The 22,377-nt window shown below is 63.4% G+C and carries 21 protein-coding genes and 1 pseudogene; 8 read left to right on the forward strand and 14 right to left on the reverse strand.

What is annotated here, in order from left to right; translation table 11 throughout:
- Window positions 1–28: 28 nt before the first annotated feature.
- The 4 genes from DIE03_RS06565 to DIE03_RS06580 all read right to left on the reverse strand — a co-directional run bounded on the left by DIE03_RS06565 (window position 29) and on the right by DIE03_RS06580 (window position 5,189).
- Window positions 29–2,266: a polysaccharide biosynthesis tyrosine autokinase gene (locus tag DIE03_RS06565; protein ID WP_124448630.1), complete on the reverse strand. Its 2,238-nt coding sequence runs from the start codon at window positions 2,264–2,266 to the stop codon at window positions 29–31.
- Window positions 2,267–2,318: 52 nt separating this feature from the next.
- On the reverse strand, window positions 2,319–2,753 hold the full coding sequence (locus tag DIE03_RS06570) for a low molecular weight protein-tyrosine-phosphatase (RefSeq protein ID WP_124448632.1): 435 nt from the start codon (window positions 2,751–2,753) through the stop codon (window positions 2,319–2,321).
- Entirely contained in the window at window positions 2,750–3,925 is a 1,176-nt protein-coding gene (locus DIE03_RS06575; protein WP_124448864.1) for a polysaccharide biosynthesis/export family protein, read from the reverse strand. Before DIE03_RS06575 ends, DIE03_RS06570 begins: the two co-directional genes overlap by 4 nt.
- A gap of 187 nt (window positions 3,926–4,112) precedes the next feature.
- Window positions 4,113–5,189, reverse strand: coding sequence for a sugar transferase (locus DIE03_RS06580; protein ID WP_124448634.1), 1,077 nt, complete (start codon window positions 5,187–5,189; stop codon window positions 4,113–4,115).
- Window positions 5,190–5,554: 365 nt separating this feature from the next.
- Here DIE03_RS06580 and DIE03_RS38160 point away from each other — a divergent pair, with 365 nt between their 5' ends.
- Entirely contained in the window at window positions 5,555–5,719 is a 165-nt protein-coding gene (locus DIE03_RS38160) for a hypothetical protein (RefSeq protein WP_185658119.1), read from the forward strand.
- Between the two features lie 321 nt (window positions 5,720–6,040).
- On the opposite strand, the gene DIE03_RS06585 is transcribed toward DIE03_RS38160, so the two are convergent.
- The 3 genes and pseudogenes from DIE03_RS06585 to DIE03_RS38165 form a co-directional block, all read right to left on the reverse strand.
- Complete coding sequence (locus DIE03_RS06585) at window positions 6,041–7,111, reverse strand: helix-turn-helix domain-containing protein (RefSeq protein WP_124448636.1); 1,071 nt, start codon at window positions 7,109–7,111, stop codon at window positions 6,041–6,043.
- 1,059 nt (window positions 7,112–8,170) lie between these two features.
- Window positions 8,171–8,428, reverse strand: a pseudogene (locus DIE03_RS06590) (hypothetical protein); the annotation flags it as partial.
- Entirely contained in the window at window positions 8,332–8,775 is a 444-nt protein-coding gene (locus tag DIE03_RS38165; protein WP_185658120.1) for a hypothetical protein, read from the reverse strand. The pseudogene DIE03_RS06590 and the gene DIE03_RS38165, both read right to left, overlap by 97 nt.
- Before the next feature lie 536 nt (window positions 8,776–9,311).
- Here DIE03_RS38165 and DIE03_RS06610 point away from each other — a divergent pair.
- The 3 genes from DIE03_RS06610 (at window position 9,312) to DIE03_RS06620 (ending at window position 11,672) form a co-directional block, all read left to right on the forward strand.
- A complete protein-coding gene (locus tag DIE03_RS06610) occupies window positions 9,312–10,043 on the forward strand; it encodes a transporter substrate-binding domain-containing protein (protein ID WP_124448638.1) in 732 nt (243 codons plus the stop codon).
- A 156-nt stretch (window positions 10,044–10,199) separates the two neighbouring features.
- On the forward strand, window positions 10,200–11,099 hold the full coding sequence (locus DIE03_RS06615) for a DMT family transporter (RefSeq protein ID WP_124448640.1): 900 nt from the start codon (window positions 10,200–10,202) through the stop codon (window positions 11,097–11,099).
- 219 nt (window positions 11,100–11,318) lie between these two features.
- Window positions 11,319–11,672 (forward strand): hypothetical protein, encoded by a 354-nt coding sequence (locus tag DIE03_RS06620; RefSeq protein ID WP_124448642.1) that lies wholly within the window; start codon window positions 11,319–11,321, stop codon window positions 11,670–11,672.
- Window positions 11,673–11,964: 292 nt separating this feature from the next.
- Here DIE03_RS06620 and DIE03_RS06625 read toward each other — a convergent pair whose 3' ends face one another.
- On the reverse strand, window positions 11,965–12,606 hold the full coding sequence (locus DIE03_RS06625; RefSeq protein WP_124448644.1) for a hypothetical protein: 642 nt from the start codon (window positions 12,604–12,606) through the stop codon (window positions 11,965–11,967).
- 393 nt (window positions 12,607–12,999) lie between these two features.
- On the reverse strand, window positions 13,000–13,923 hold the full coding sequence (locus DIE03_RS06630; RefSeq protein WP_124448646.1) for a LysR family transcriptional regulator: 924 nt from the start codon (window positions 13,921–13,923) through the stop codon (window positions 13,000–13,002).
- Between the two features lie 67 nt (window positions 13,924–13,990).
- Between DIE03_RS06630 and DIE03_RS06635 the strand changes: the two genes are divergently transcribed.
- Entirely contained in the window at window positions 13,991–14,608 is a 618-nt protein-coding gene (locus DIE03_RS06635) for a LysE family translocator (protein ID WP_124448648.1), read from the forward strand.
- Between the two features lie 27 nt (window positions 14,609–14,635).
- Here DIE03_RS06635 and DIE03_RS06640 read toward each other — a convergent pair whose 3' ends face one another.
- On the reverse strand, window positions 14,636–15,268 hold the full coding sequence (locus DIE03_RS06640; RefSeq protein ID WP_124448650.1) for an FMN-dependent NADH-azoreductase: 633 nt from the start codon (window positions 15,266–15,268) through the stop codon (window positions 14,636–14,638).
- Between the two features lie 132 nt (window positions 15,269–15,400).
- Between DIE03_RS06640 and DIE03_RS06645 the strand changes: the two genes are divergently transcribed.
- Entirely contained in the window at window positions 15,401–16,279 is an 879-nt protein-coding gene (locus DIE03_RS06645; protein WP_124448652.1) for a LysR substrate-binding domain-containing protein, read from the forward strand.
- Between the two features lie 53 nt (window positions 16,280–16,332).
- Here the strand turns inward: DIE03_RS06645 and DIE03_RS06650 are convergent, their stop codons facing one another.
- Window positions 16,333–17,808: a coniferyl aldehyde dehydrogenase gene (locus DIE03_RS06650; protein ID WP_124448654.1), complete on the reverse strand. Its 1,476-nt coding sequence runs from the start codon at window positions 17,806–17,808 to the stop codon at window positions 16,333–16,335.
- A gap of 99 nt (window positions 17,809–17,907) precedes the next feature.
- On the opposite strand from DIE03_RS06650, the gene DIE03_RS06655 reads away from it, so the two are divergent.
- Entirely contained in the window at window positions 17,908–18,561 is a 654-nt protein-coding gene (locus tag DIE03_RS06655) for a TetR/AcrR family transcriptional regulator (RefSeq protein WP_124448656.1), read from the forward strand.
- 132 nt (window positions 18,562–18,693) lie between these two features.
- Window positions 18,694–19,401, forward strand: coding sequence for a type 1 glutamine amidotransferase domain-containing protein (locus tag DIE03_RS06660; protein ID WP_124448658.1), 708 nt, complete (start codon window positions 18,694–18,696; stop codon window positions 19,399–19,401).
- Here DIE03_RS06660 and DIE03_RS06665 read toward each other — a convergent pair.
- The 3 genes from DIE03_RS06665 to DIE03_RS06675 all read right to left on the reverse strand — a co-directional run bounded on the left by DIE03_RS06665 (window position 19,398) and on the right by DIE03_RS06675 (window position 22,208).
- On the reverse strand, window positions 19,398–19,877 hold the full coding sequence (locus DIE03_RS06665) for a MerR family transcriptional regulator (protein ID WP_124448660.1): 480 nt from the start codon (window positions 19,875–19,877) through the stop codon (window positions 19,398–19,400). The genes DIE03_RS06660 and DIE03_RS06665 overlap by 4 nt on opposite strands.
- Before the next feature lie 125 nt (window positions 19,878–20,002).
- A complete protein-coding gene (locus DIE03_RS06670) occupies window positions 20,003–21,247 on the reverse strand; it encodes a trans-acting enoyl reductase family protein (RefSeq protein ID WP_124448662.1) in 1,245 nt (414 codons plus the stop codon).
- Between the two features lie 43 nt (window positions 21,248–21,290).
- The gene (locus DIE03_RS06675; RefSeq protein ID WP_124448665.1) at window positions 21,291–22,208 is read right to left on the reverse strand and encodes an acetoacetate decarboxylase family protein; all 918 of its coding nucleotides are present in this window, start codon (window positions 22,206–22,208) and stop codon (window positions 21,291–21,293) included.
- Window positions 22,209–22,377 lie beyond the last annotated feature (169 nt).

Below are 22,377 nucleotides of genomic sequence, written 5' to 3' on the forward strand. Positions count from 1 at the left end.
GGCCGGGCCGCCGCCGGCGCTGCGCGCGTCACGCATCTTGTGCTCCGTATTCGTAGGCGACATAGCGATAGCCGCCGTACTTCGACCCGTACCCGTACTGCCCGAGCCGCGGATTGACGCCGTTGAAGATCACGCCGTTCAGGCGGACGCCGTTCTGCGCGAAGCGCTTCACGGATTCGCTGATCTCGCCGAGCTTCGTCTTGCCCGCCATCGTGACGAGCAGCGCGGTGCCCGCGACCGCGCCGAGAATGCCGGTATCGGGCACGGCGAGCATCGGCGCCGAGTCGATCACGACGATGTCGTAGCGTGACGACAGATCGTCGACCAGCGTCGCGAGATTGCGGTTCAGCAGCAGTTCCGCCGGATTCTTCGGCATCGTCCCGGTCGAAATGAAGTCGAGACCGTCGACCACCTCGCGGTGAATCACGTCCTCCACGCGCGCGCTGCCGGCGATCAACTCCGTGAAGCCGCGGCCGCGCGGGAAGCCGAGATAGTCGTGCAGCCGGCCCTTGCGAATGTCGCCGTCGATCAGCAGCACGCGCTTGCCGGCACTCGCCATCACGACCGCGAGGTTCGACGACAGGAAGGTCTTGCCGACGCCCGGTGCCGGACCGGCGATCAGCACGATGTTGTTCTTGGCTTCGAGCATCGCGAACTGCAGCGCAGTGCGCAGGCTGCGCAGGCACTCGACGGCCGGCTCGTTCGGGAAGTCGATCGACAGGATCGACCTGTGGCCGCTCTTGCGCGCGGCCTCCTCGGCAAGGTCGCGCTGATGGTCGCTGATCGGCACCGTCGCGTACACCGCGAGGCCGAGACGGCGCTCGATCTCGTTGTGATCGGAAATGCCATGGAACAGCATCGAGCGGACGATCGCGGTGCCGCAGCCGGCGAGCAGCCCGAGCATCAGCGACGCCAGCGCGACGAGCACCTTCTTTGGCCGCACCGCCACTTCCGGCACCGCCGCCGTGTCGACGAGACGCACGTTGCCGGTCTTGCCGGCCTGCACGAGCTGCAGCTGCTGCATGTTGTTCAGCAATGCCGTGTAGAGGTCGGTGTTGACCTTCACGTCGAGCATCAACCGCACAGCTTCCTGCTGCAGGTCCGGCAAGCGCCGGATCTGCAGCTCGGCGGTATTCCGATAACCGCTCAGCGCGGCGATCTGCTCGTCGATCACGGCGACGCTCGGGTGCCGTTCGGTGAAGCGTGACATCAGCTCCTGCCGCTTCTGCTGCAGTTCGAGCAGGCGCGTCTTCGCGTCGGCGGTCTGCGCGAGCGCGAGCTTCGCTTCCTCGGTGAGATCGACAGTGCCGTGCTCGTTGCGCAGTTTCGTCAGGCGCGCCTCGGAATCGGTCAGTTGCTGCTTGAGCTGCGGCAACTGCGCGGAGAGAAACTCGAGCGACTGTGCGGCTTCCGCCGATTTCCGCTCGATGTTCTGCCGCACGTACTGACGGCCGATCTCGTTCATCGTGTCGCTGACCCACTTCGGATCGGTGTCCTGCAGGCTGGCGACGACGACGTCCGACTGCTTCACGCGCTCCTGCACGTTGAGGCGGTCGCGGATATCCTCGATCGTCTTCAGCCGCGAGTTGCGGACCAGCACGAACGCCGCGCCGGGCTTCGCGGCGAGCGACGCGACCAGCAGCGTGATCAGACCCTGCGACGAGCGGAAATGCTCGAGCGTGCCGACCGTGCCCTCGACCGCGGCATCGAGATCATCGCCTTCGAGCCGATAGCGCTTGCCGCCGAGGCTCGTCAGCGTGAACGCGTCGCCTTCATTCTTGCGCGGCACGTCGAACCGCGGCACATCGATGCGCTCGCGACCCCATGCGTAGCCGCCGAAGCCGGCCAGGCCGGGATCGGACAGGCCGTCGCTGTGGCGCGCGATCCAGTCGCCGATCAACGGAAAGCGCTTCGGCTCCGCGTCGATGAACAAGTTGAGCTTGTCGACCGCGCGTTCGACGACCAGTCGCGACGCGAGGATCTGCTGCTCGGCGGCGGCCGACGACTTGACGTCGAACAGCGACGATATGTCGCCCAGCAATGACTTGGCGGCCGACGTGTCGGGGCTGTCCTCGACTTGAACCATGATGTTGGCTTCGAACACGGGCTTGCCGAGAATCGCGTACGCGAGGCCGGCGACCAGTATCGCGCACGTGATGATCGCGATCAGCCAGCGGCTTTCCAGCAGGATGTCGAGCACCGCGATGAAGTCGGTCTCGCTGCCGTCTTCGGCGGGTTGCTGCGGCGGGGCGGAGGGTTGGGTCATGGCAACGGTATGAGGCGTATGGGTTTCAGTGGGGCATCGACCAACGGCCGCTTCAGACGATACGCAGGCGCTTCGACCACTCGGACACGCCGAGTTCGATCAGTCGCGCGCAGCGTTCGAACACGAATCTGGGCTGGCGGTAAGGGTCGTGCACGTCGAAATCCGTGTACTCGCCGAGACGGAACACGCGTCCCCGCACGAAGGGGAACTGGTTCTCGAGCGACGTGCGCTGTCGACGGTCCATCACAAGGATCAGCTCGGCGTCGGTACACAGCGAGCGGCTGATCTGCTGCGCGCGATGCGTCGAAACGTCGAAGCCACGCATCTGCATCACGTCTTGCGTGTATGGCGCGGCCGGCAAGCCGACCAGCGCGTTCAGGCCGGCGGATGCGACGCGCCGCCCGGGCATGGCCTGACGCAGCATCGCTTCGGCCATCGGGCTGCGGCAGATGTTGCCCTCGCAGACGATCAGGATGGATTCCATCATTTGGTTGCAATCGCCGCGGTCAGGCCGGCGTTGATGGCCGGTAGCAACAGGCTCAGCACGCGGCTGAAGCGGACGAGCCCGTTGCCGTCGACGTACACGACGTCCTTCGGCTTCAGCTGGAACTGATTCGCCAGCACCATCGCGACCGGCGAGCGCGCGTCGAGGTGATAGACCTGCGGCTGCTCGTCCTGCATCCCGCGCACCACGTATAGTTGCGCGGCGTCGGCCGTGTTCGCGTTCAGGCTGCCGGCCTGCGCGATCGCCTCGCTCAGCGTCAACCGGCCGTTACGCATCGGCAGCGCCGTCACAGGCTTGTTGACTTCGCCCATCACGAACACGCCGCTCTCGTCGCGCGGCAGCACGCGCACGAGATCGCCGTTGCGCAGCACGATCTTCGACGGATTGCGCCCCTGCTCGGCCATCTCGGTCAGGTCGATCCGGCGCTCGACGCCGTCGCGCACCAGCACGATGCGGCTCTGGTCGGCCGCCGCCGAGAAGCCGCCGGCCCGCCCGATCGCGTCGTACAGCGTCATCGGGATGTCGTTCACGGACTGCGAGCCCGGCGTATGCACCTCGCCCTCGAGGTACACCTGCTTCGCTCGGAACGACGCGATACGCACCGTGATCTGCGGATTCCGGAACGTCTTGTCGAGACGGCGTGTGAGCTGCGTCTGCACTTGCTCGGCCGTCAGTCCCGCCACCGTCAAGCGACCCGCGAAAGGAAACTGCAGCGTGCCGTCCTGGTCGACGACGAAACCCGGCGGCGCATCCGCCGCGCGCGGCGCGGCCTGCGCCGGCGCGCCGAGCGCCGCCGCGAGTTCGGGGTGGTCCCATACGGTGATCTGCAGCACGTCGCCGCGCCCGATGGTGTACGCGTCCGGCGACGCAACGATATCGCGGGGCTCGCCGCGCGTACTGCGTTCGCTATCGCGCATGCGCCGGATCAGCGACAGGTCGATGTTCGTGACCGGAACCGGCAACGCGGCGCTGTCTGCCGGTGTGGCGCCGGTCTGCAACGGAATCGACGCCGGCTGCTGCATGCGCATGCCCGGCGCGATGCCGCACGCACCCAGCAACGCACACAACGGCAGGATCATCACGAGCGGCCCGACACACGATGGTCGGCGCGGCGCGCGCACGCGCGCCGCCTCCATTTGACGCAACCTCTGCATTACAACCTCGCACTTTTTTAATTTGAAATTGCTCCGGTCGCCCCGCGTCGTGTCGACCGCGAGTACAGCACCCCTGTCGAGACCGGACATGCTTGCTGCCACTGCCTGTTGCCAAACCCTGCCATGCCTGCTGTCGTCACGCGCCGACGCCGCCCAACCTTTGCGACGAAGGTGCGCGCGGCGGCGGCTAATACGCACCTGAACCGCGCACCACCACGTTGATCGTCCGGAACAGGATGCCGATGTCGCGGCGCAGCGACCATTCGCGCACGTAGGACACGTCGAGCGACACGCGCGTCGAGTAGTCGGTATCGTTGCGGCCACTGACCTGCCAGAGGCCGGTCATGCCCGGTTTGGCCATCAGGTAGTAGCGCACGTCGTCGCCGTAGCGTTCGAGCTCGGCTTCGACGATCGGGCGCGGCCCGACCAGGCTCATGTCGCCCTTCAGCACGTTCAGCAACTGCGGCAGCTCGTCGAGACTCGTCTTGCGAAGCAAGCGGCCGATCGGCGTGATCCGGACATCGTTCCTCAGCTTGAATTCGCGATCCCATTCCGCACGGGCGTCGGCATCGCGCGCCAGCAGCGCCTTGAGCACCGCGTCGGCATTCGTCACCATCGAGCGGAATTTCAGGCACTTGAACCGCCGGCCGTTGCGGCCGACGCGCTCGTGCCCGAAGATCGCCGGACCGCCGTCGCGTCGCACGGTCCACGCGATGCCCAGCAATACCGGCGCCAGCATGACGAGCAACAGCGATGCACCCACCAGGTCGAAGCTGCGCTTGACCATTCGCTTGATGCGCCCGACCGTCCGGTGGCCAATCTCGAGCTGGCCGCGCAGGTCCGCGTGGGCGATAGCCGCCGCACGCACCTTGTCGCCCGCACGCTCGATCATTCCGAAAATCGCGAGTGTCAGCGCGCGGAATGCAATCAACCCGATCCCGCTGGCGAGCGTCCAGTACACGAACCACTCGCTCGACAGCACATGCGCACGATGCAGCACGTACAGCAGCGCGGTGCTCGTTCCCTGCACGACGATCCATGCGAGCACCGTTCGGCCGAGCACATGCAGCGCCGAGCGCGGGCGCGCCGCCTCGTAGATCCCGCAGGCGGGAAATGCCGACAACGCCAGCGCGGCTGCAAAGGCGACGAGCGCACCGTCGAACAAGGTCCCGCGCGCACCGCCGGTGGCACCGATCAACGCGGGAATGAACGCGCCCAGCACGATCAGCCCGATATCGGTCGCTCGATTGATCAACGAATTCATTGATATGAACTCCTAATTCATCATCCAACACCCGTCCGCGGTGCGGCGGTACTTCACGCCTGCCACGCATGTCGTCGGGGCATTCACTCGATCTCACCGCGGCCGCGAGCTGCGTGACACGCGCATCACGCTCCAGCCGGATGCGATGCGTATGTCACGCGGCGCGCTCGTTGCAGAACCGTTGCCTCGACGTTTCCGCAGTGCATCATATTCGTCGCGACTCGCGCTTTTATCGCTTGCGTCCGAATCCGCCTTGTTGATGGCGGAACAAATCAAGGCCGATTCCGCGAGAAAATTATTCGACCCGTTTCGCGAAACAAGCGATGCATGTTCCATGCACGAATAACGTTCACGAGCAACGATTCATGCTCGAATTTCAATCACGCGGACGACGCTTAAATTCAAGTCGATTGGAAATTCCGTACGCCCGCAATTACCGACGCATCGGGCAGCGCCTGCATCGCCTGGCGCCGCCGCATCCTGCAAGCGAGCACCGGTCGGATCGCATCGACCGGATGCTTGCCCAATGAATAAAAAGGCCTGCACGGTGCGCTCACGGCGACACGGCAGGCAAAATTCCGAGGAGTGCCGGGGTGCTGACTCCTCGAAAGGCCAGTCAACAATTTAATTAGGTAAACTATATTTTTAACGGCCCGTGTCTGACCGTGCCACGATTGTGGCCGAATCCGCCTTCGTTGCAGGTAGACTGACTTATATCCGGTATTTTTCACAAACGAATAACGACACTGTCACTCTGACGAAACTTCAGCTTCCGGATATCGATTTGAATTCGCCAGCGCACAATGTAATTTCGCCGATTGGTCGCGCACGGCGAATTGCGATCGCATGGTCTAGGATGGTGCGCCGCTCATCCAGTCGCCGAGGTCCGATGCATACAGCATGTCCGTCGAAGCGTCGCCGCCTTGTCGTGCGGTCGCCCGATATTCGGTCGGCGACGTCTGCAAATGCTGACGAAACAGTTTCGCCATCCGGTCGCCGCTGCCGAGGCCGGTGCGTCGCGCGACCTTGTCCGCCGGAAGATCGGTTTCGATCAGCATGCGGCACGCCTTCTCGAGTCGGACTCTCAACACGAACTCGGTCGGCGTGACGCCGATCTCGTTCTTGAAACGCCGCAGGAAATTGCGCTCGCTCATCGCGGCGGCCTGCGCCGCGTCGGCGATGGAAATCCGGTTCTCGCTGTTGACGCGCAGATGATGCGCAGCCATCCGGATCAACGTGCTGGCGCGCGCTACCCGTGCGCCGAACAGCACGTCGGTCAACTTGCGGTTAGCGCCAGACACCATGCACATCACGATTTCCTGCGCGATTTCGTAGCCCATGTCCACTCGGACGATCGACAACGCATCGGAGAACGGCCCGTCGTCCTCGTCGCCGGCGGGCTCGCCGTCATCGCGTCCGACGGACGACGCGCTGCCGCCGTCCGCGGCCGGCGCGGCGTTCTCGACTTCCTTCTGCGCGAGATGAATCTGCGTCAGCAATTTGCGACCGCCATGGCTGCCGCGAACGACGCGCGCACGCTGGTGCGCATGCCTGAGCCATGCGATCAGCTGCTCGTCGAGCGCGTCGATCCCATCCTGACCGCTCAACACGAACATCGCGTGCACGGTGCTGGCTTCGAGCGTGCGGGCCGCCTCCGTCCAGATGCCGACGCCCGACGACGAACGGACCGCGCCCCCATGCACGGAATACAGCCGCAATTCGTAGCGGTCGACGAATGTGCCGTCGGCGCGTCCGAGCTGATTGGCGAGTTCGAAAACGGCAGCCAGCTTGCCCATCTGCATGATGGAAAAACCCTCGAGCAACAGTATGATCACGCTTGCTCGTTGATACCCGTCGCGGGTGCTTCTACCACGATTCACGCTTATCCCCGTCGATGGATGATTCGACACTGTTTGCATCATTGCGGCCTCTTAACAATTTCTTACATTTCTAGTTTTCTGCGCCGCATCATAGGGGCGACCTTCGCCCGCCGATTTGTCAATGTCTGTTTTCGCCGTGTTGTTGTCGGAATCGATCAAGCCAGTGGTGTGGCCCTATTTATTGAGATTCGTCACATCTGGCGAACAAAGCATTCATGCAATTTCTCGATAAATTGACGTGCGTCAACGCCCCGAAATTGAAATCGGGATAACGCGAACAACCTATCCCCAGATGAGTGAGAGAAGCCGAAATCGGCTCGAATGCATCATCCGTTCCAACTGGCATTACCGGAACGGACAAAAGGACAGTATCGCGACGACAATGTACGGACACTGTTCGGAATGTGTTAATCGTGCATGATCGGATGCCGCTCAGGTTTGCGTGAAGCCGGTCGGTAAACGGAGTGCACGGCAACACGCGCTGGCGTCCCGCCGGGCCTGGTCCGGGCCACCACTCCGATTAATCGTGCGTACCCGCGGAATGAATGTATACATCAAAGCCGGAAGCAACGACCTCGAACGTCATGCGAGCAGCAGCCGATAAAATTGAGCGAGGTTGGTCCAGGAATTGCTGAATGCGAATCGTGATGCCGCGTTTGCATCGTACACGCTTCGATTTCACGCAAACATCCGGCGCGAAAATTTTCATCAAACATTAATGAAAATTGTGACTATGTATCGTCTCGTATCGACGATGAAGTGCCCGTGGCATCGTCGAATCGCCCGGCATAGCGCCGCGCAAACGTTGACATCGAGACTCATTCATCCATGAATTAATACATGGTATTACCTGAAATTTATTCGAGCCTTGCAGGCGGACCGAATCTCTTGTCATTTATGTATCGGCACGCATTCGTAATATGAAATCTCGTCTGGCATGCGCTCGAGCGGAAACGCATCCGGATCGAATCGTTTTCATGACCGTGGGGTTTCGGTCGAATGGGAGATCGGTCGCGGGCGGGCAAGCGCGGCGCATCGATGCACCGCGCACGCATCAAACGTGCGTTTGAATGTTGGTGTTTGTGCGGCACCATGCGCAGCTCAGCGCGCAATCGAATTGGCGGCACTGAGAAAGAACAGCAAACTCTCGTCGTGCCGCTCTGCCCGCCGCGCGAACTGTACGGCCTGTTCGACCCAGCCGTAATGCTCGGACTTCGCGCAGACCGGATCGGCCTGCGCCGAATCGCCGGCCAGCATGTAGCCTAGCAGCGGCACCCCACCATGATCCGCATGGCGCTCGTCGCAGGTGCGGATGGAGTGCGCGCCAGCAGCCGCTTCGCATGGGCTGCGCGATCCACCGTACCACCGACGGCCGAAACCGCCTTGTCGAACTCACCGAGGAGGGACGGCGCCTGCACGAAAGAGCGCCCCCATTCTGGCAGGAAGCGCAACGGGAGTTCGAGCGACTGAACGGTGCGGACAATGTTACGGCGTTGCGAGAAGGGTTGAGAGGGGTGCACATCGGCGACGTGTCGATGCGTTCGTCGCAAGACTGAGCCACCGGATGCATTGCGGCAACCACGCCATTCGTCAAACAAGTAGTCATTCGACGAAGGACTATGAAAACCGCCGTCACTATCGGTGGCATGGTCGCACCAGATTCCGAGCTCGCCTGCAAAATGGCGACCCTCGCCGCGCAGGCTCATTCGAGGCCTGCTCCTCAATCACGTCCACACGACACGGCGGTTCGCGGAGTTTATCGGCTGGAGGCGGCAACGCAACCATGACTGCAGAAGCAGACGCATTCTTCACCGACGGGCATGCAACTCAACGCAAGCAATGTCGATTCTTCGCAGGCACGGGCCACGCCAAAATGAGCGATTCGGATTCCGTAGTGGATCAAATGGAGCGGCCTTTGATCGTCACGTCTTTAAATGGGCTGCTCCATCGAGAATGCGTGTGCCGCAGACATCGTATCCAGTGCTTCGCGCAGCAGCAGGATCCTGCCGTTGCTCGCCACCAGCCGACCCGCGTACATCTGTCAATAGATTTTCCCCGTCGATGCCACGAGCGCTTCGCCTTCATATTCGGCGAATACCTGCTCAGGCGTTTCGGATGGGTCGGACTCGCCCCACCACATCGGGCAGCGGTCAACCAGGAACGGACATCCATGCGTGTGGGTAGAATCATGAGCAATCGACACCAGATGCGGTGGCCGCCCCCCATTCCGCGAGACATGGCGATGAAGGTAACGATTGCATACATCGACGAACCCCCATTTGGATGGACGGAACCCGGAGGAACTGCATCGGGCGCCGACATTGAATTGGCCGGTGTAGTTCTTCGGGCGATTGGCGTCACCCAGATCGAGCATCGCCTGACGACATTCAGTGAACTGCTGCCCGGCGTTGCAACTGGTCGCTGGGATATGAACGTTCCGCTCTTCATTACGCCTGAACGCGCCAGATCGGTCGCGTTCAGCGTACCCGTATGGGGGATCGGCGACGGCTTTCTGGTTCGGGCCGGAAACCCGAAGGGTCTCAGCAACTACGCGTCACTCGCCAAACGCTCCGACGCCCGCCTTGGCATCATTGCCGGACAGGTTCAGCACGACGCGGCAAAAGAGGCAGGCGTAAGCGAGAGCCAGATAGCCGTCTTCGCGCAACAAGCTGACGCGATTGACGCGGTTCTCTCCGGCGCGATCGACGCATATGCGAGCACGGCGCTGGGCAATCGCATTGTTGCGGATCGGATGGGAGACTCAGCGCTCGAGGCCGTGCCGCACGAGCCGGAGGCGGATGGCAGGCAACAGAGGCTCCCACTCGGAGCATTCTCGTTTAACCGGCAAAACAACGCGTTGCTCAATGCAGTAAACAGGCAACTACGTTCATATCTGGGCTCGCCGGACCATCGGGCCAGAATGGCGGCCTTCGGCTTGGCATCCAACGAGATCGATCCCGCTCTTGCGCGGTGAGCATGACGGATGTCAACCGATAATCGCCAATCGGCAGGGCCTGATGGATTGTCGTCAATTTTCGGGCGCCCTCTCCGGGAAGGCCCCTTCGACAAGCGACACCAAAATGGTTGAAAACTTTCTTTCTTGAATTGGACCACCCGCTGCCGAAATGATATGTCCGTCAACGTCTCAGTCCCCGATCGCGCCGCCCAGTATCAAACAATCGCACTGGTCCTGATCTCGATGCTTTGTTTTGCGGTCGTCGATGCACTGGGCAAAGCGGTAGCTCTCGACTATCCCGCTAACGAAGTGACCTTCTTCCGAATGCTGTTCGGCGTCGTGCCGGCCGTACTCGTCAGCCTTCGTGGTGGGTCGTTCGGCGCTCGGCTCCGAAAGATCGACCTTCGCGGACAGACAACCCGCGCGCTCACTCTTCTCGGTGCCTCCGGACTTTTTTTCGCCGGCTTGCCGTATCTGCCACTGAGTGAGGCCGTGGCGATCGTCTATTCGGAGGCGATTTTTGTCGTTCTCCTCGCGCCCATTTTGCTCGGGGAACGTTTACTCGCGCGAAATGCCGCAGCCGCGCTCGTGGGCTTTATAGGGGTCCTTCTAGTAGTCCGACCTCACGGTAGCTTGTCGAATCTCATGGGCCCAGGTCTGCTGCTGCTCAGTGCCTTGTGTGGTGCGCTTTCGATGATTCAGATTCGCAAACTCAAAGCCAGCGACGACTCGAGCATCACGGTGCTCTTCTTCACAGCCTTCGGAACCGCCGTTACCAGCATTTCCTTATTTTTTGCCTGGCGCACGCCGACGCTCAAAGACCTGCTCGTCATGGCGCTACTGGCGCTGTTTGCGACAGCCGGCCAGCTTTTCTTCACGGTCGCGGTAAGGCGTGACAGTGCTGCGAAACTGGCTCCCTACACTTACACGAGCATCATTTGGGCAACGCTGTTCGGCTTTTTCCTGTGGGGCGAAACGCCAAGCGTCGTTTCAGTTCTCGGAATCGTCGGGATCGTCGGGAGTTCGATCGCTGTCGCGATTCGGGAGGAGCCGCCGGAGGGGCCAGTGGTCTAGTCTGGCAAACAGGCTGGGCAGTCGTTGGCTGAGATGAATTGACGAATGGGCGACAGGACTGCGTCGATCGCGAATGACCGCAATCGAGGAAGGGGGAAGGTCCCTGTGGGTCGGCTACAGCCGACCGCGTCGGGCGGCATCCGGCCAGGAACGGACGCTCGACATACGAGGCAAGACTGCTGAAAATCTTGCTATCTCGAAACTTGTTGAGTGTGTCAAATGTCCCAGCTGGAAATATTGCCGCCCGAGATCGCGCGGCACTCAATTTCACGTAGGGAGATTGTCCTTCCGCTCAATGCGGCTATTGCCGCAATTGATTGGTGCGCGATCAACCAGATTCACCTCCTGGGTTGGGAAGGATGGATTCAGTCTGCGGATGGGCGGGTCGGTCACGGCAATGCGCCGCAGGGAACAACGAGTTTGGAGAGTCTTTCGATACCCGATGCTGCCGACTTCTGTCGGCGGACAATCCGGGCCGCCGCACTAGAGTGGTCGAAAACTTATCCAGAAACGACGGACCGAATACACTTCTGTATCACCGTTGACACGACGGGCGTCACCTCAAAGCTGTAGGCGTTTAGCGGCCAGGAAGGGACCTTCAGCCTCAGCCCCACGGCCGTAACGGCATTGATGCGGGGCTCGAAATGCGACCTACTGGACTATCGGGGAGAGGCGCCAAGAGGCTCGTGGAGTTCTCGATAGGCATTCACAAGCGCCCCCAGGGCCTCCTGCTCTTCTGGTGTCCCGAAGCGGCCCACAAACCCGTCTAACGCGACCAGCAAGGAGCAGGCCGCGAGAGCCAAGGTGTCGGCAAACTGCAAGTAGTCGGGGCCGATGCGCAGACCGGTTATCTTACCTGTGGCGCTCACCTCAACGTGGTGCTGAAGAGAGATGGCGGACGGGTGGGCATCCTGAGAGAGAGAGAGCGGTAGACGACGGTATAAAGATCAGACAGGCTCAGGTCTTTCGCCAAGCCGCAAAGGTCAATGTCCTGGTGCTTCCCTGGCGTGCCGATCTCGTCGAGCAATGCGTCGAGCGCCGCTCCCGTTTCGGCTGGCACCTCTGGCATATCCCGCAACTCAGCCGCGACGTGCCCGCGAAATCGCTGGTGCCCACCCTCGAACGCCTCGACGAACCGCGTCGTCGGCGCTTCGCCCTTCTTGAGTTTGATTTTGGCGCCGTGCGACAGCACGATGTCGCGGGAGGCGGCCACGCAGTACAGCGCAGTTTCGAAGGTCGATCGCACCATTGCGCGCGACTGCGCACGCAGCCCCCTGGCGCTCAGGAGCACAGCACCCTCGAAGTCCTGAACGGCTCGCCCAAAAAGGGTGACGGCGAAAAGGTCGGCGTCACGCTGTTGGATGTCGCGCGGCACGATCAGCAGGGCGATGGCGAAGCGGTTGATCTGCTCTACGAGCGCCGCATGGCCGGGGCAATAGTCCCGAAACGCCTCATCCGCGAGGGCGTTAATGTGCGTGGATAGGAAGCCGTCACGGCTCAGAGTCATGGTCTTCTCCTTAGCCTTGCGGACTATCGCCGCATTGGACTGTCAGGCCAAGATTCGTGGCGATCAGCCTGTGTAGGCCACAACGCGAACATAGATCTTGCTCCAACCAGGGAAGGTAGTTTGCAACCGACCGATGACATGTTTGGCCGGTGTAATCACCAGTTCGGTTGCTCCGTCGTTCATTGATTTGCCGTGGTGTGAAACCCATGGTGGAGCGTAATTTGGGAGGTGTCAGCCGTCAACAATGGTCACGTACAAAGCTGGATGGAACGGCAGCTTTTGGGAATGTCGACTGTCTCCTTCGGATCGACAACAACCGATCGTGTTCGCCCTCAATCGCCACGCTCCGGGCATCTTCCCCGATTTGCCTCAAATCTGAATCTCACTCTCCCATCAAACCGCAGCCCTCAACCACCCCAACAACTCCGCCTGCGCACTCCCCTCCACCACCGGCGCCGGCGTCAACAGGCAGTAATGCGAACCATCCTCGACGAACCCCATCGGCGCAACCAGCACACCGCTTTCGATGTCGTCGCGCACGAGATGCCACGGCCCGATCGCCACGCCCAGCGCCGCGACAGCCGCCTGCAGACTGAAGTAAAAATGCTCCAGCACCTGCCCGCGCCCACGCGCCGCCGGCTGACCGGCCGCCACCGTCCATTCCTTCCATGCATCCGGCCGGGTCCGCGTATGCAGTAGCGGCGCATCCTGCTTCAACGAACGCGCACCGCGACGCGCGGCAAACCACGCACCGACTTTGTCCGGCCGGCAGACCGGCCCCACCCGCTCGGCAAACAGCTGCTCCGCGTGATACCCCGCCGGCCACGCAAAATCGTTGCGGCGAATCGCCATGTCGATCCCGCTGTCGAACGAAAACGGCCCGCCCGCGGCGACCAGGTGGATATCGACACCCGTGTATCGCGCCTGGAAATCCGGCCAGCGCGGGATCAGCCAGCGCATCAGAAGCGTCGGTTCGCACGACAACACCCACCGCCGCGCACGCGCCGCCTCGCTACGCAATTCCTGCGTGGCGTGACGCATCAGGCCGAGGCCGTCATGGACGGCCTGCGCCAGCTTGCGTCCCGCATCGGTCAGGAATACACGACGACTGCGCCGCAGGAACAGCGCGACGCCCAGATCATCCTCGAGGAGCCGCACCGCGCGACTGACCGCGCCGTGGGTCAAACACAGCTCGTCGGCGGCACGACTGAAATTCTCGTGACGCGCCGCCGCCTCGAAACAGCGCAACGCCATCAATGACGGCAGGCTCGTACGAGTCGATTGTGAGTCAGCCTCACCATTCTGGTCAGAAATCATCGTTTTTCATGATGGAACACGGTTGCTAGCATTGTGCCATCAAGACTCCCGCCGCAAGGAAAAGGCAATGACCGAACTGATAGTCGTAGTCACCATCACGCTGCTGGCCGTCATCAGCCCGGGCCCGGACTTCGCGATGGTCACGCGCAACAGCCTCATGCTGTCGCGCCGCGCCGGCGTGCTCACCGCGCTGGGAATCGGGCTGGGCGTCACGGTTCACGTGAGTTACACGCTGCTGGGTGTCGGGCTGCTGATCCGCCAGTCGCTGTGGCTCTTCAATGCAGTCAAGCTGATCGGCGCGATCTACCTGATCTACCTTGGCGTGAAGATGCTCATGACCCAGGCCCGCGACGGGCAACCCGACGCACCGGCGGCCCCGCTGTCCGATCTCGCCGCACTGCGCACCGGCTTCTTGACCAATGCGTTGAATCCCAAGACCACGGTGTTCATCGTCAGCCTGTTCATGCAGGCCGTCCGCCCGGACACGCCGTTGATCGTGCAGCTCGGCTACGGCGCGTTCATCGCGGTCGCACACGCCGGCTGGTTCAGTCTGGTGGCCGTCTGCTTCTCGGCGACGGCCGTCCGCGATCGCCTGCTGTCGCTGCGTCACTGGATCGACCGCACCTTCGGATGCCTGCTCGTGGGCTTCGGCGTCGCGCTCGCCATTGCGCGCGGCGGGCGCTGACCTCGCCGCCCGCGACGAACGGCAACGTCAGAACGTGAGCGCGATCGCCCGCGCTTCTTCGATCGCACGGCTGCGATCGACCTGCCCGTCCGGACCGAACAACGTGCGTTCGACGACAATCCCGGTGACGTCCGTCACACCGACGAACTTGAGCCAGGTTTCCATGTACGGGCGCTGCAGGTCGAATTCGGCGGCCGGCGTAAACGAACCCGGCGCGTCGTAGCTGAGCCCGCGTGCATACACGACCGCCGCCCTTTTTCCGGCCAGCTTGCCGCTGAACCGCGATCCGTCGAACGTGAACAGCACATCTTTCTGCGAGATCACGTCGATCAGGTGCTTGAGCTTGTACGGAATACTGAAATTCCACAGCGGCACGCCAAACAGGAACTTGTCCGCTTCGTGGAAAGGCGCCGCGAGCCGTTCGATCTGCTGCCATGCCGCAGCCTGTTCCGGCGTCAACGCCGTGCCGCTCAGTCCGGCATATTTCGCGGCCAGCGCGGCTGCATCGAATTCCGGCAGCGCCACGTCCCAGATGTCGAGCGTCCGTATCTCATGATCGGGATGCGCGTGCCGGTACGCATCGAGAAATGCACGGCACACGTCGATGGACGCCGAATATGCCTTGTTGGGGGAGCCTTCGATATAGAGCACGCGTGTCATGGAGCCGATCCCTGCGTCAAGTGACGGCGCCGCACGGGATGCGCGATCGCCCACTGCGATTCGCAGCGTATCGGGACAGCTTACAATCCGGAAATGATATTAATGAATCGATTTAACCTGGATTGGTGATCAATGAGCGCTCCCCTCGACACGACCCTGCTTCATACGTTTGTTGCGGTCGCCGACGTGCGAAGCTTTACCGGCGCCGGCCACCGGCTGCACCTCAGCCAATCCGCGGTAAGCGCGCAGATCGTCCGGCTCGAAGAGCAGGTCGGCCGCGCGCTGCTCGTCCGCAACACGCGCAGCGTCGCGCTCACCGCGCATGGCGAGACACTGCTCGGCTATGCGCGCGCGATGCTCAATCTGAGCGAGGAAGCACGTGCGAGGCTCGGAACCGGCAACGCGGTCGACGTCAAGCTGCGGATCGGCGCGTCGGAAGACTTTGCCGGAGACTGGCTTCCCGACGTGATGCGCCGCCATTGCGCCGCGCGGCGCGGCTTGCGGCTGGACCTGGTGGTCGACATCGGCGACAGCCTGTTTCGACGTCACGCAAACGGCGAGTTCGATCTCGTGATCGGCAGCCGGTGCTCGCATTTTGGCCAGGGCACGACCTTGTGGCAGGAGCCGCTCGTCTGGGCATTCGCGCGCCACGAGCCGCTTCCGGAAGGCGACGTGCCGCTCGCGTGCTTCCCCGATCCGTGCCCGTACCGCGGCGCCGCCGTCAAGGCGCTCGCACTGGCCGGCATGGGCTACCGGATCGCGTGCGAAAGCCCGAGCGTCGCCGGCATCCTCACGTTCGCGCGCGCCGGTATCGCGATCGCGCCGCTGCCGCGCAGTGCGCTCGACGACACGCTCCGTGAATTGGGCGTATCCGAAGGATTGCCGGAGTTGTCGGACATGGAATTCGTGATGATGCACGACGCCGCGGTACCGGCAGCCGCCGAATTCGCCGCAACGATCGCGGATGAAACTGCCGTTCGAGCAGCGGCCGGCAAACGCCACCGAGCCTGACGGACGGGCGCTCGCGAAAATTCACACAGGGCACGCTCCGTGCCCCGCCCGACTCAACGCTTCGTACTCCATTCGACGCGCCCGCCAGCAGTTTCCCGACCGCGCCCGAGCAACGCGGCCAGCGTGATATCCGCGAGCTTGCCGAACGGCGCGCGCAGCAGCGTCGGCAGGCTCCAGCGGCCCTGCACGAACACGCCCTTCGCATGGCTCATCGCGCGGAATCCCTCGATGCCGTGATACGCGCCCATTCCGCTCGGGCCGACGCCGCCGAACGGCAGGTCTTCCTGCGCGACGTGCAGGACCGTGTTGTTGATACCGACGTTGCCCGACGTGGTGCGCGTCAGCAGCGTCTCGCAATCGCCGTCCCGGACACCGAAGTAATACAACGCCAGCGGCCGCGGACGCGCGTTCACGTAGTCGACGACCTCGTCGATCGTGCGATACGTGCGCACCGGCAGGATCGGCCCGAAGATTTCTTCCTGCATGACGGCCGTGTCGTCGCCCGCCCCGACGATCAGCGTCGGCGCGAGCGTGCGCTTGCGGGTCGCCGCGTGCTGCGGATGCACGCCCGCCTCGATCACGCGTGCGCCTTTGCTGCGCGCTTCGTCGACGAGCCCCTTCAATCGATCGTAATGCCGGTCGCTGACGATCGACGTGTAGTCCTGACTGGTCGGCCCGTCCGGATAGAAACGCGCGACGGCCGCATCGTATTGCGCGACGAACGCATCCAGGTCGTCTTCATGGACCAGCGCATAATCGGGCGCCACGCACGTCTGTCCGCCGTTCGACAGCTTGCCGAACACGATGCTGGACATCGTCCGGCCATCGACGTGCCCCCTCGCGACGATCGCCGGGCTCTTGCCGCCGAGTTCGAGCGTGACCGGCACGAGGTTGTCGCTCGCCGCCTTCATGACCTTGCGGCCCACCTGCGTGCTGCCGGTAAACAGCAGATGATCGAACGGCAACCCGCTGAAGGCGGCGCCGACTTCCGGGCCGCCGAGCACGACGGCGACTTCTTCGCCCGGAAAGATGTCCGCCAGCATCCGGCGCATCAATTCGCTGGTGCGCGGCGTCAGCTCCGACGGCTTGAGCATCGCGCGATTGCCTGCGGCCAGCGCGGTGGCCAGCGGAATGAACGTCAGTGCGAACGGGTAATTCCACGGTGCCATCACGCCGATGACGCCCAGCGGCTGGTATTCCACGTGCGCCTGCCCGGCGCGGTAGAGGAAGCCGACGTGCCGGCGCTGCGGCTTCATGAAACGGCGCAGGTTGCGCGTCAGGTAATCGATCGCCTGGACCACGCCCATCAGTTCCATGATCGCGGTTTCGTGATGCGAGCGATGCCCGAAATCGGCACTGATGGCCGCTTCCACGTCGCGGCGATGCGCGAGCACGGTGGCACGCAGCCGCGCGAGCTTCGCCTTGCGCTGCTGAATCCCCGGCGGCCCCTCGGAGACGAATGCCTTGCGCTGACGGGCCAGCAACGCCGCCGGGTCGATGCTCGAGCTGGATTCTGCGGAAACGGCCATGGTGCACCTCACGAGGTTGCGTCGATGTAGACACTGTCAACTTGCATGCGACGGATCATAGGGCCACAATGTGTTCCTTGTCAACATAGGAGCAACGCGATGTCGTCGGAAGGGGATGCGGATGCCGGGCAAAAGGCTTATCACCACGGGGATCTGCGTCGCGCGATCATCGAAACGGCGCTCGACACGCTGCAGGAGCAGCAAGGCTGGCAGTTCACGCTGCGCGAGATCGCGCGGCGCGCGAACGTCAGCCACTCCGCGCCATACCGGCATTTCCCGGACAAGGCCGCGTTGCTGCACGAACTCGCGCTGATCGGCTTCGATCGCCTGCGCGACGAACTTGCCACGTCCATCGATCCCGCGGCGGCCGCACCGGACGTGCTGCTCGCGCTCGCGTATGCCCATCTCGCGTTCGGACAGCGCAACCCGGATCTGTATCGACTGATGTTCGCCGCGGATGCCGGGGAGCCGTCCGACATTCATCTCGATCCGCGCGTGCAGGCGCCCTTCCTGCTGGTCGTCGACATCCTGGAGCACGGCCAGCGCGCCGGCACGATCCGCCCGCGCTCGGCGCTCGGCCAGGCGACTGCCTGCTGGGCCCATCTCCATGGCCTGACGATGCTCGCGATCGACGGACGGCTGGTGCGCGAGAAGGTGGGCGATCATGCGATCGAAGACGCACTGACGACGCTGCTGGACGGACTCGTGCTGCCCGACACGCGCATGCGTACGACCAGGGCGAAAAAGCCTTGACCTTTAACTTCACTTAAAGGTTATGGTTTGCCTCGGCAGCGTATCGAGGCCATGGGTATGGGTACTGCCATCCGACAATCCGGCGGCACGTCGACGACGTCCGCCCGTGGCCGATCAAGAGGAAACCGCATCATGACCAAGCGCATCCTTCATGTCGTCAGCAATGTCGCGCACTACGCCGATCCGTCGCAACCGACCGGCCTGTGGCTGTCGGAACTGACCCATGCCCATGAGATCTTCGCGGCGAAAGGCTATGAGCAGCGGCTCGTGAGCCCGAAAGGCGGCGTGTCGCCGCTGGAGCCGCGCTCGCTGAAATGGCCGCACGCGGACGCCGCGTCGAAGGCGTGGCGCGCCGACAAGGCCAACGCGGCGCTGCTCGCGCACACCGCGCGCCCGGACGAGATCGATCCGGCCGAATTCGATGCGATCTACTTTACCGGCGGCCATGCGGTCATGTGGGACTACCCGGACGACGCGGGGCTGCAGCGGCTCACGCGCGCGATCTACGAGCACGGCGGCATCGTGTCGTCGGTCTGCCATGGCTACTGCGGGCTGCTGAACACCCGGCTGTCGGACGGCTCGCTGCTGGTCGCCGGGCGCCGGATCACCGGCTACTCGTGGGTGGAAGAAATCCTGGCCGGCGTCGCGAAGAAAGTGCCCTACAACGTCGAGCAGCAGATGCAGCAGCGCGGCGCACGTTACGAGAAGGCGCTGCTGCCGTTCACGTCGATCGTCGTCGTCGACGGCCGCCTCGTGACCGGCCAGAATCCACAATCGGCGAAGGCGACGGCCGAACAGGTCGTCGCGCTGCTGTCACGCGACGTGACGGCGGCCGCCTAACGGGCGGTCGTCCGGCGCGGAAGCGGTTCGTCACGCACGTCGCCGGCGGCAGCGTCGCCCGGGTTCGCCGCATTCGCGGATAGAGCCGGCGACAGCAGCCGCTTCGCATGGGTTGCACAATCTACCGTATCGGGCTTCGCACCGATCCCGGCAATCAGCGCGACGACGTGCGCCTTGCTGCGTGCAAGCCGCACCTCCAGCGCCTCGATGTCCTTCACCTTGCGGCACAGCGCGTCCAGCAACGACCCGCATTGCCATTGCGCAAAGTCGGACGGGAGCAGCGTGCGAATCTCGTCCAGACTGAAATCCGCCTTCTGCGCCGCCGAGATCAGATCGAGCACCGTCACCGCTTCCTGCGGATACGTGCGATAGCCGTTCGCTTCGCGCTCGACCAGCGTCAACAGGCCGATGCGTTCGTAGAAGCGGATGCGCGAAGGGGCAAGGCCGGTGCGTTCTGCCAGTTCCCCGATCTTCATGTTCCGATACTCCCCGGCCGGAACGGATCCGGCCATTCAACTCACCGTGACAGTCAGCCGCCTCCTCACGTCGATTCGCATTCCGATCTTTATCCTTGCCTCGCCAATGGCAGGAAGGATTGCGCTCAAATCACCTCGAAGCCCAACCCGGCATGGCGTACCAGACGCTCGACATAGCGTTCGCCGAACATCGTCGCGGGTGTCCAGAAGCCGCCGCCGCGCCCGCTCTTGACGCCGTCACTACTGCAATCCAGTGCGAGACTGATCGCAGCCTGTCCGAGCATCTTGCCGGTCGAGCCGTAGCCCGGATCGCGGTCGCCGGTGACTTTCACGCGCAAGGTCCGCCCGTCGTCGGCCCGGCCGAAGAAACGCAGGTCGAAGCGGCCGGCCTGCTGGGCCGCGACGCTCGGCCCCTCGCCGGGCTTCGGCAGCAGGAAACGTTCCATCAGGCTGCGCACCGGCTTGACGAGCACGCCCACCATGAATGCGCCGAGGCCGGCGACCATCGTCAGCGCGGTCAGGCGGCCCTTGAGGCCCGCGCCCGTCATCACGGCTTCGTCGTAGGCGAAGCGGCTGCCGTAGGCATTGCCGGCCAGCGCATTCGAGCGATGCACGACGCGCTCGTTGATCGCCGCCATCACGAACGGTGCGATCCACGCGTCGCAGTCGCGATCGAAATCGGCAGACCGAACCGCATGCTGCCGCACCGTGAAGCCATGCCCTTTCGGACACAGCGAATAAGGATCGAGCAGTTCCCGGCGCAACGCGGGATCGGCCGCCGCTTCCCGCACGACGTTGATCACGCTCGCGACGGTACCGCCCGATGCGCCGCCCTTCAGCGTCCGCACGCGCATCTTCACCTGCCCGGCCGGCACGCCCCACTGCCGCCCTGCCTGTTGCTGCAGGAAGAAAACACCCATGTCCGACGGCACCGAATCGAAGCCGCAGCAGTGCACGATGCGCGCACCCGATTGCCGGGCCGCGGGTTCGTACCGGTCGATCATCCGCTTGATCCACTGCGTCTCGCCGGTGAGGTCGCAGTAGTCGGTGCCGGTTTGCGCGCAGACCCTGACCAGCGGCTCCCCGTAAAGGGCGTACGGTCCGACGGTCGACACGACCACCCGCGTTTGCGCGCAAAGCGCCTGAAGCTGCGCTTCGTCGGCCGCGTCCGCGACGATGATCGGCACGGCCTGCCCGGCCGCACCGAGCGTATCCCTGACCTGCCTGAGCTTCGCCTCGGACCGGCCGGCGATCGCCCAGCGCAGCGTCTCGCCGGCGCCCGCCAGATAGTCGGACAGATAGCGGGTCAGGATCTGCCCGACAAAACTGGTGGCGCCAAATACGACGAGATCGTAGGTCGGTTGCGACATGGGCATCTCCTTCGGTGCACGCGTGTCGCGCGCATCCGTATCGTCAGCGTGGCTTTCCGGGTTCATCGAAGGTCTTCAGGGGCGTCGGCAGGTTCAGGACCAGTTGCGCGTCCTTGACCACGTCGAGCCGCATGATGGTCGACGCACCAAGCCCGTCGAGCAACTGGCTCAACGGCCCGCCGTGCCGCACCAGTTCGACGTTGCGCGGCAGCAGGCGCTGCGCGAACGAGAGCATGTTGGTCTGCACCGACGACTGATGCCATTCGCCGTCGATGCGGTTGACCATCGTCGTCGTGCCCATGTGCGATTGCGACGGCACGGTGGTCAGCGCCGGCAGCGGCACGCTCAGGCTCAGGTCCGGCCGGTCGCCGGGTCCGGCAATGCGCGCACGTGCGGTAGCGCCGATGTCCACGTCGATATCGGCGAGCCATTTCGGCAGCTGATAGCCATGCACGCCGCGCACCCGCGCGATCTCCGTCGTGACCGGGAGCGCCAGCACGTGCGCGAAAAAACTGCGGCGCCGCATCGAGTCGATCAGCTCGCGTGCCGGCGACCCTGTCGCGCCCGGCCGGCGGATCACCACCGCGACGGAGACTTCATCGTACGGATCGTTGTCGCACACCGAATACGAAAAGAACGTCAGCGCGACCAGCCCGTAGCCGGGGAGCGCCCGCAGCGGTTCGAGCGGCGCCGGCAGCATGGCCCGCACGCGGTCGAGCGGCGCAAGAAACAGCAGCTGGATGCTGCTGGAGCGGTAGTAGAAGTTCGGCGCCCAGGTCGGGCCGACCCGCGACGCAACCTGACGCTTCGGAATCCGGCGGAAAAAATCGATGTTCCCCGCCGCGGGATCGCGCGCCACCTCGTCCAGGTCCGGATTCATCCGGAACCGGTCGTAGTACCCGCCTTCCGGCACGTCGACCGTATGCGGCCCGAATTCGACCTGTGTAAAACGCCTGTCCATGCTCGTCGCCTCTCGTCGATGATTGACCGTGGCAGGCAACACCCGAAGCCTGCTGATTCACTGCCGTCAGCAAGCACTCTAAGCTTTAAGTCAACTTTAAGGTCAAGGCTCGGAATAGAGGAGCACGTCAGGCTGCGTTCGAGTGACCTTGCGGTGATCGCCGTCGCAC

Source organism: Burkholderia sp. Bp8992, assembly GCF_003853705.1.
GTDB lineage: Bacteria > Pseudomonadota > Gammaproteobacteria > Burkholderiales > Burkholderiaceae > Burkholderia.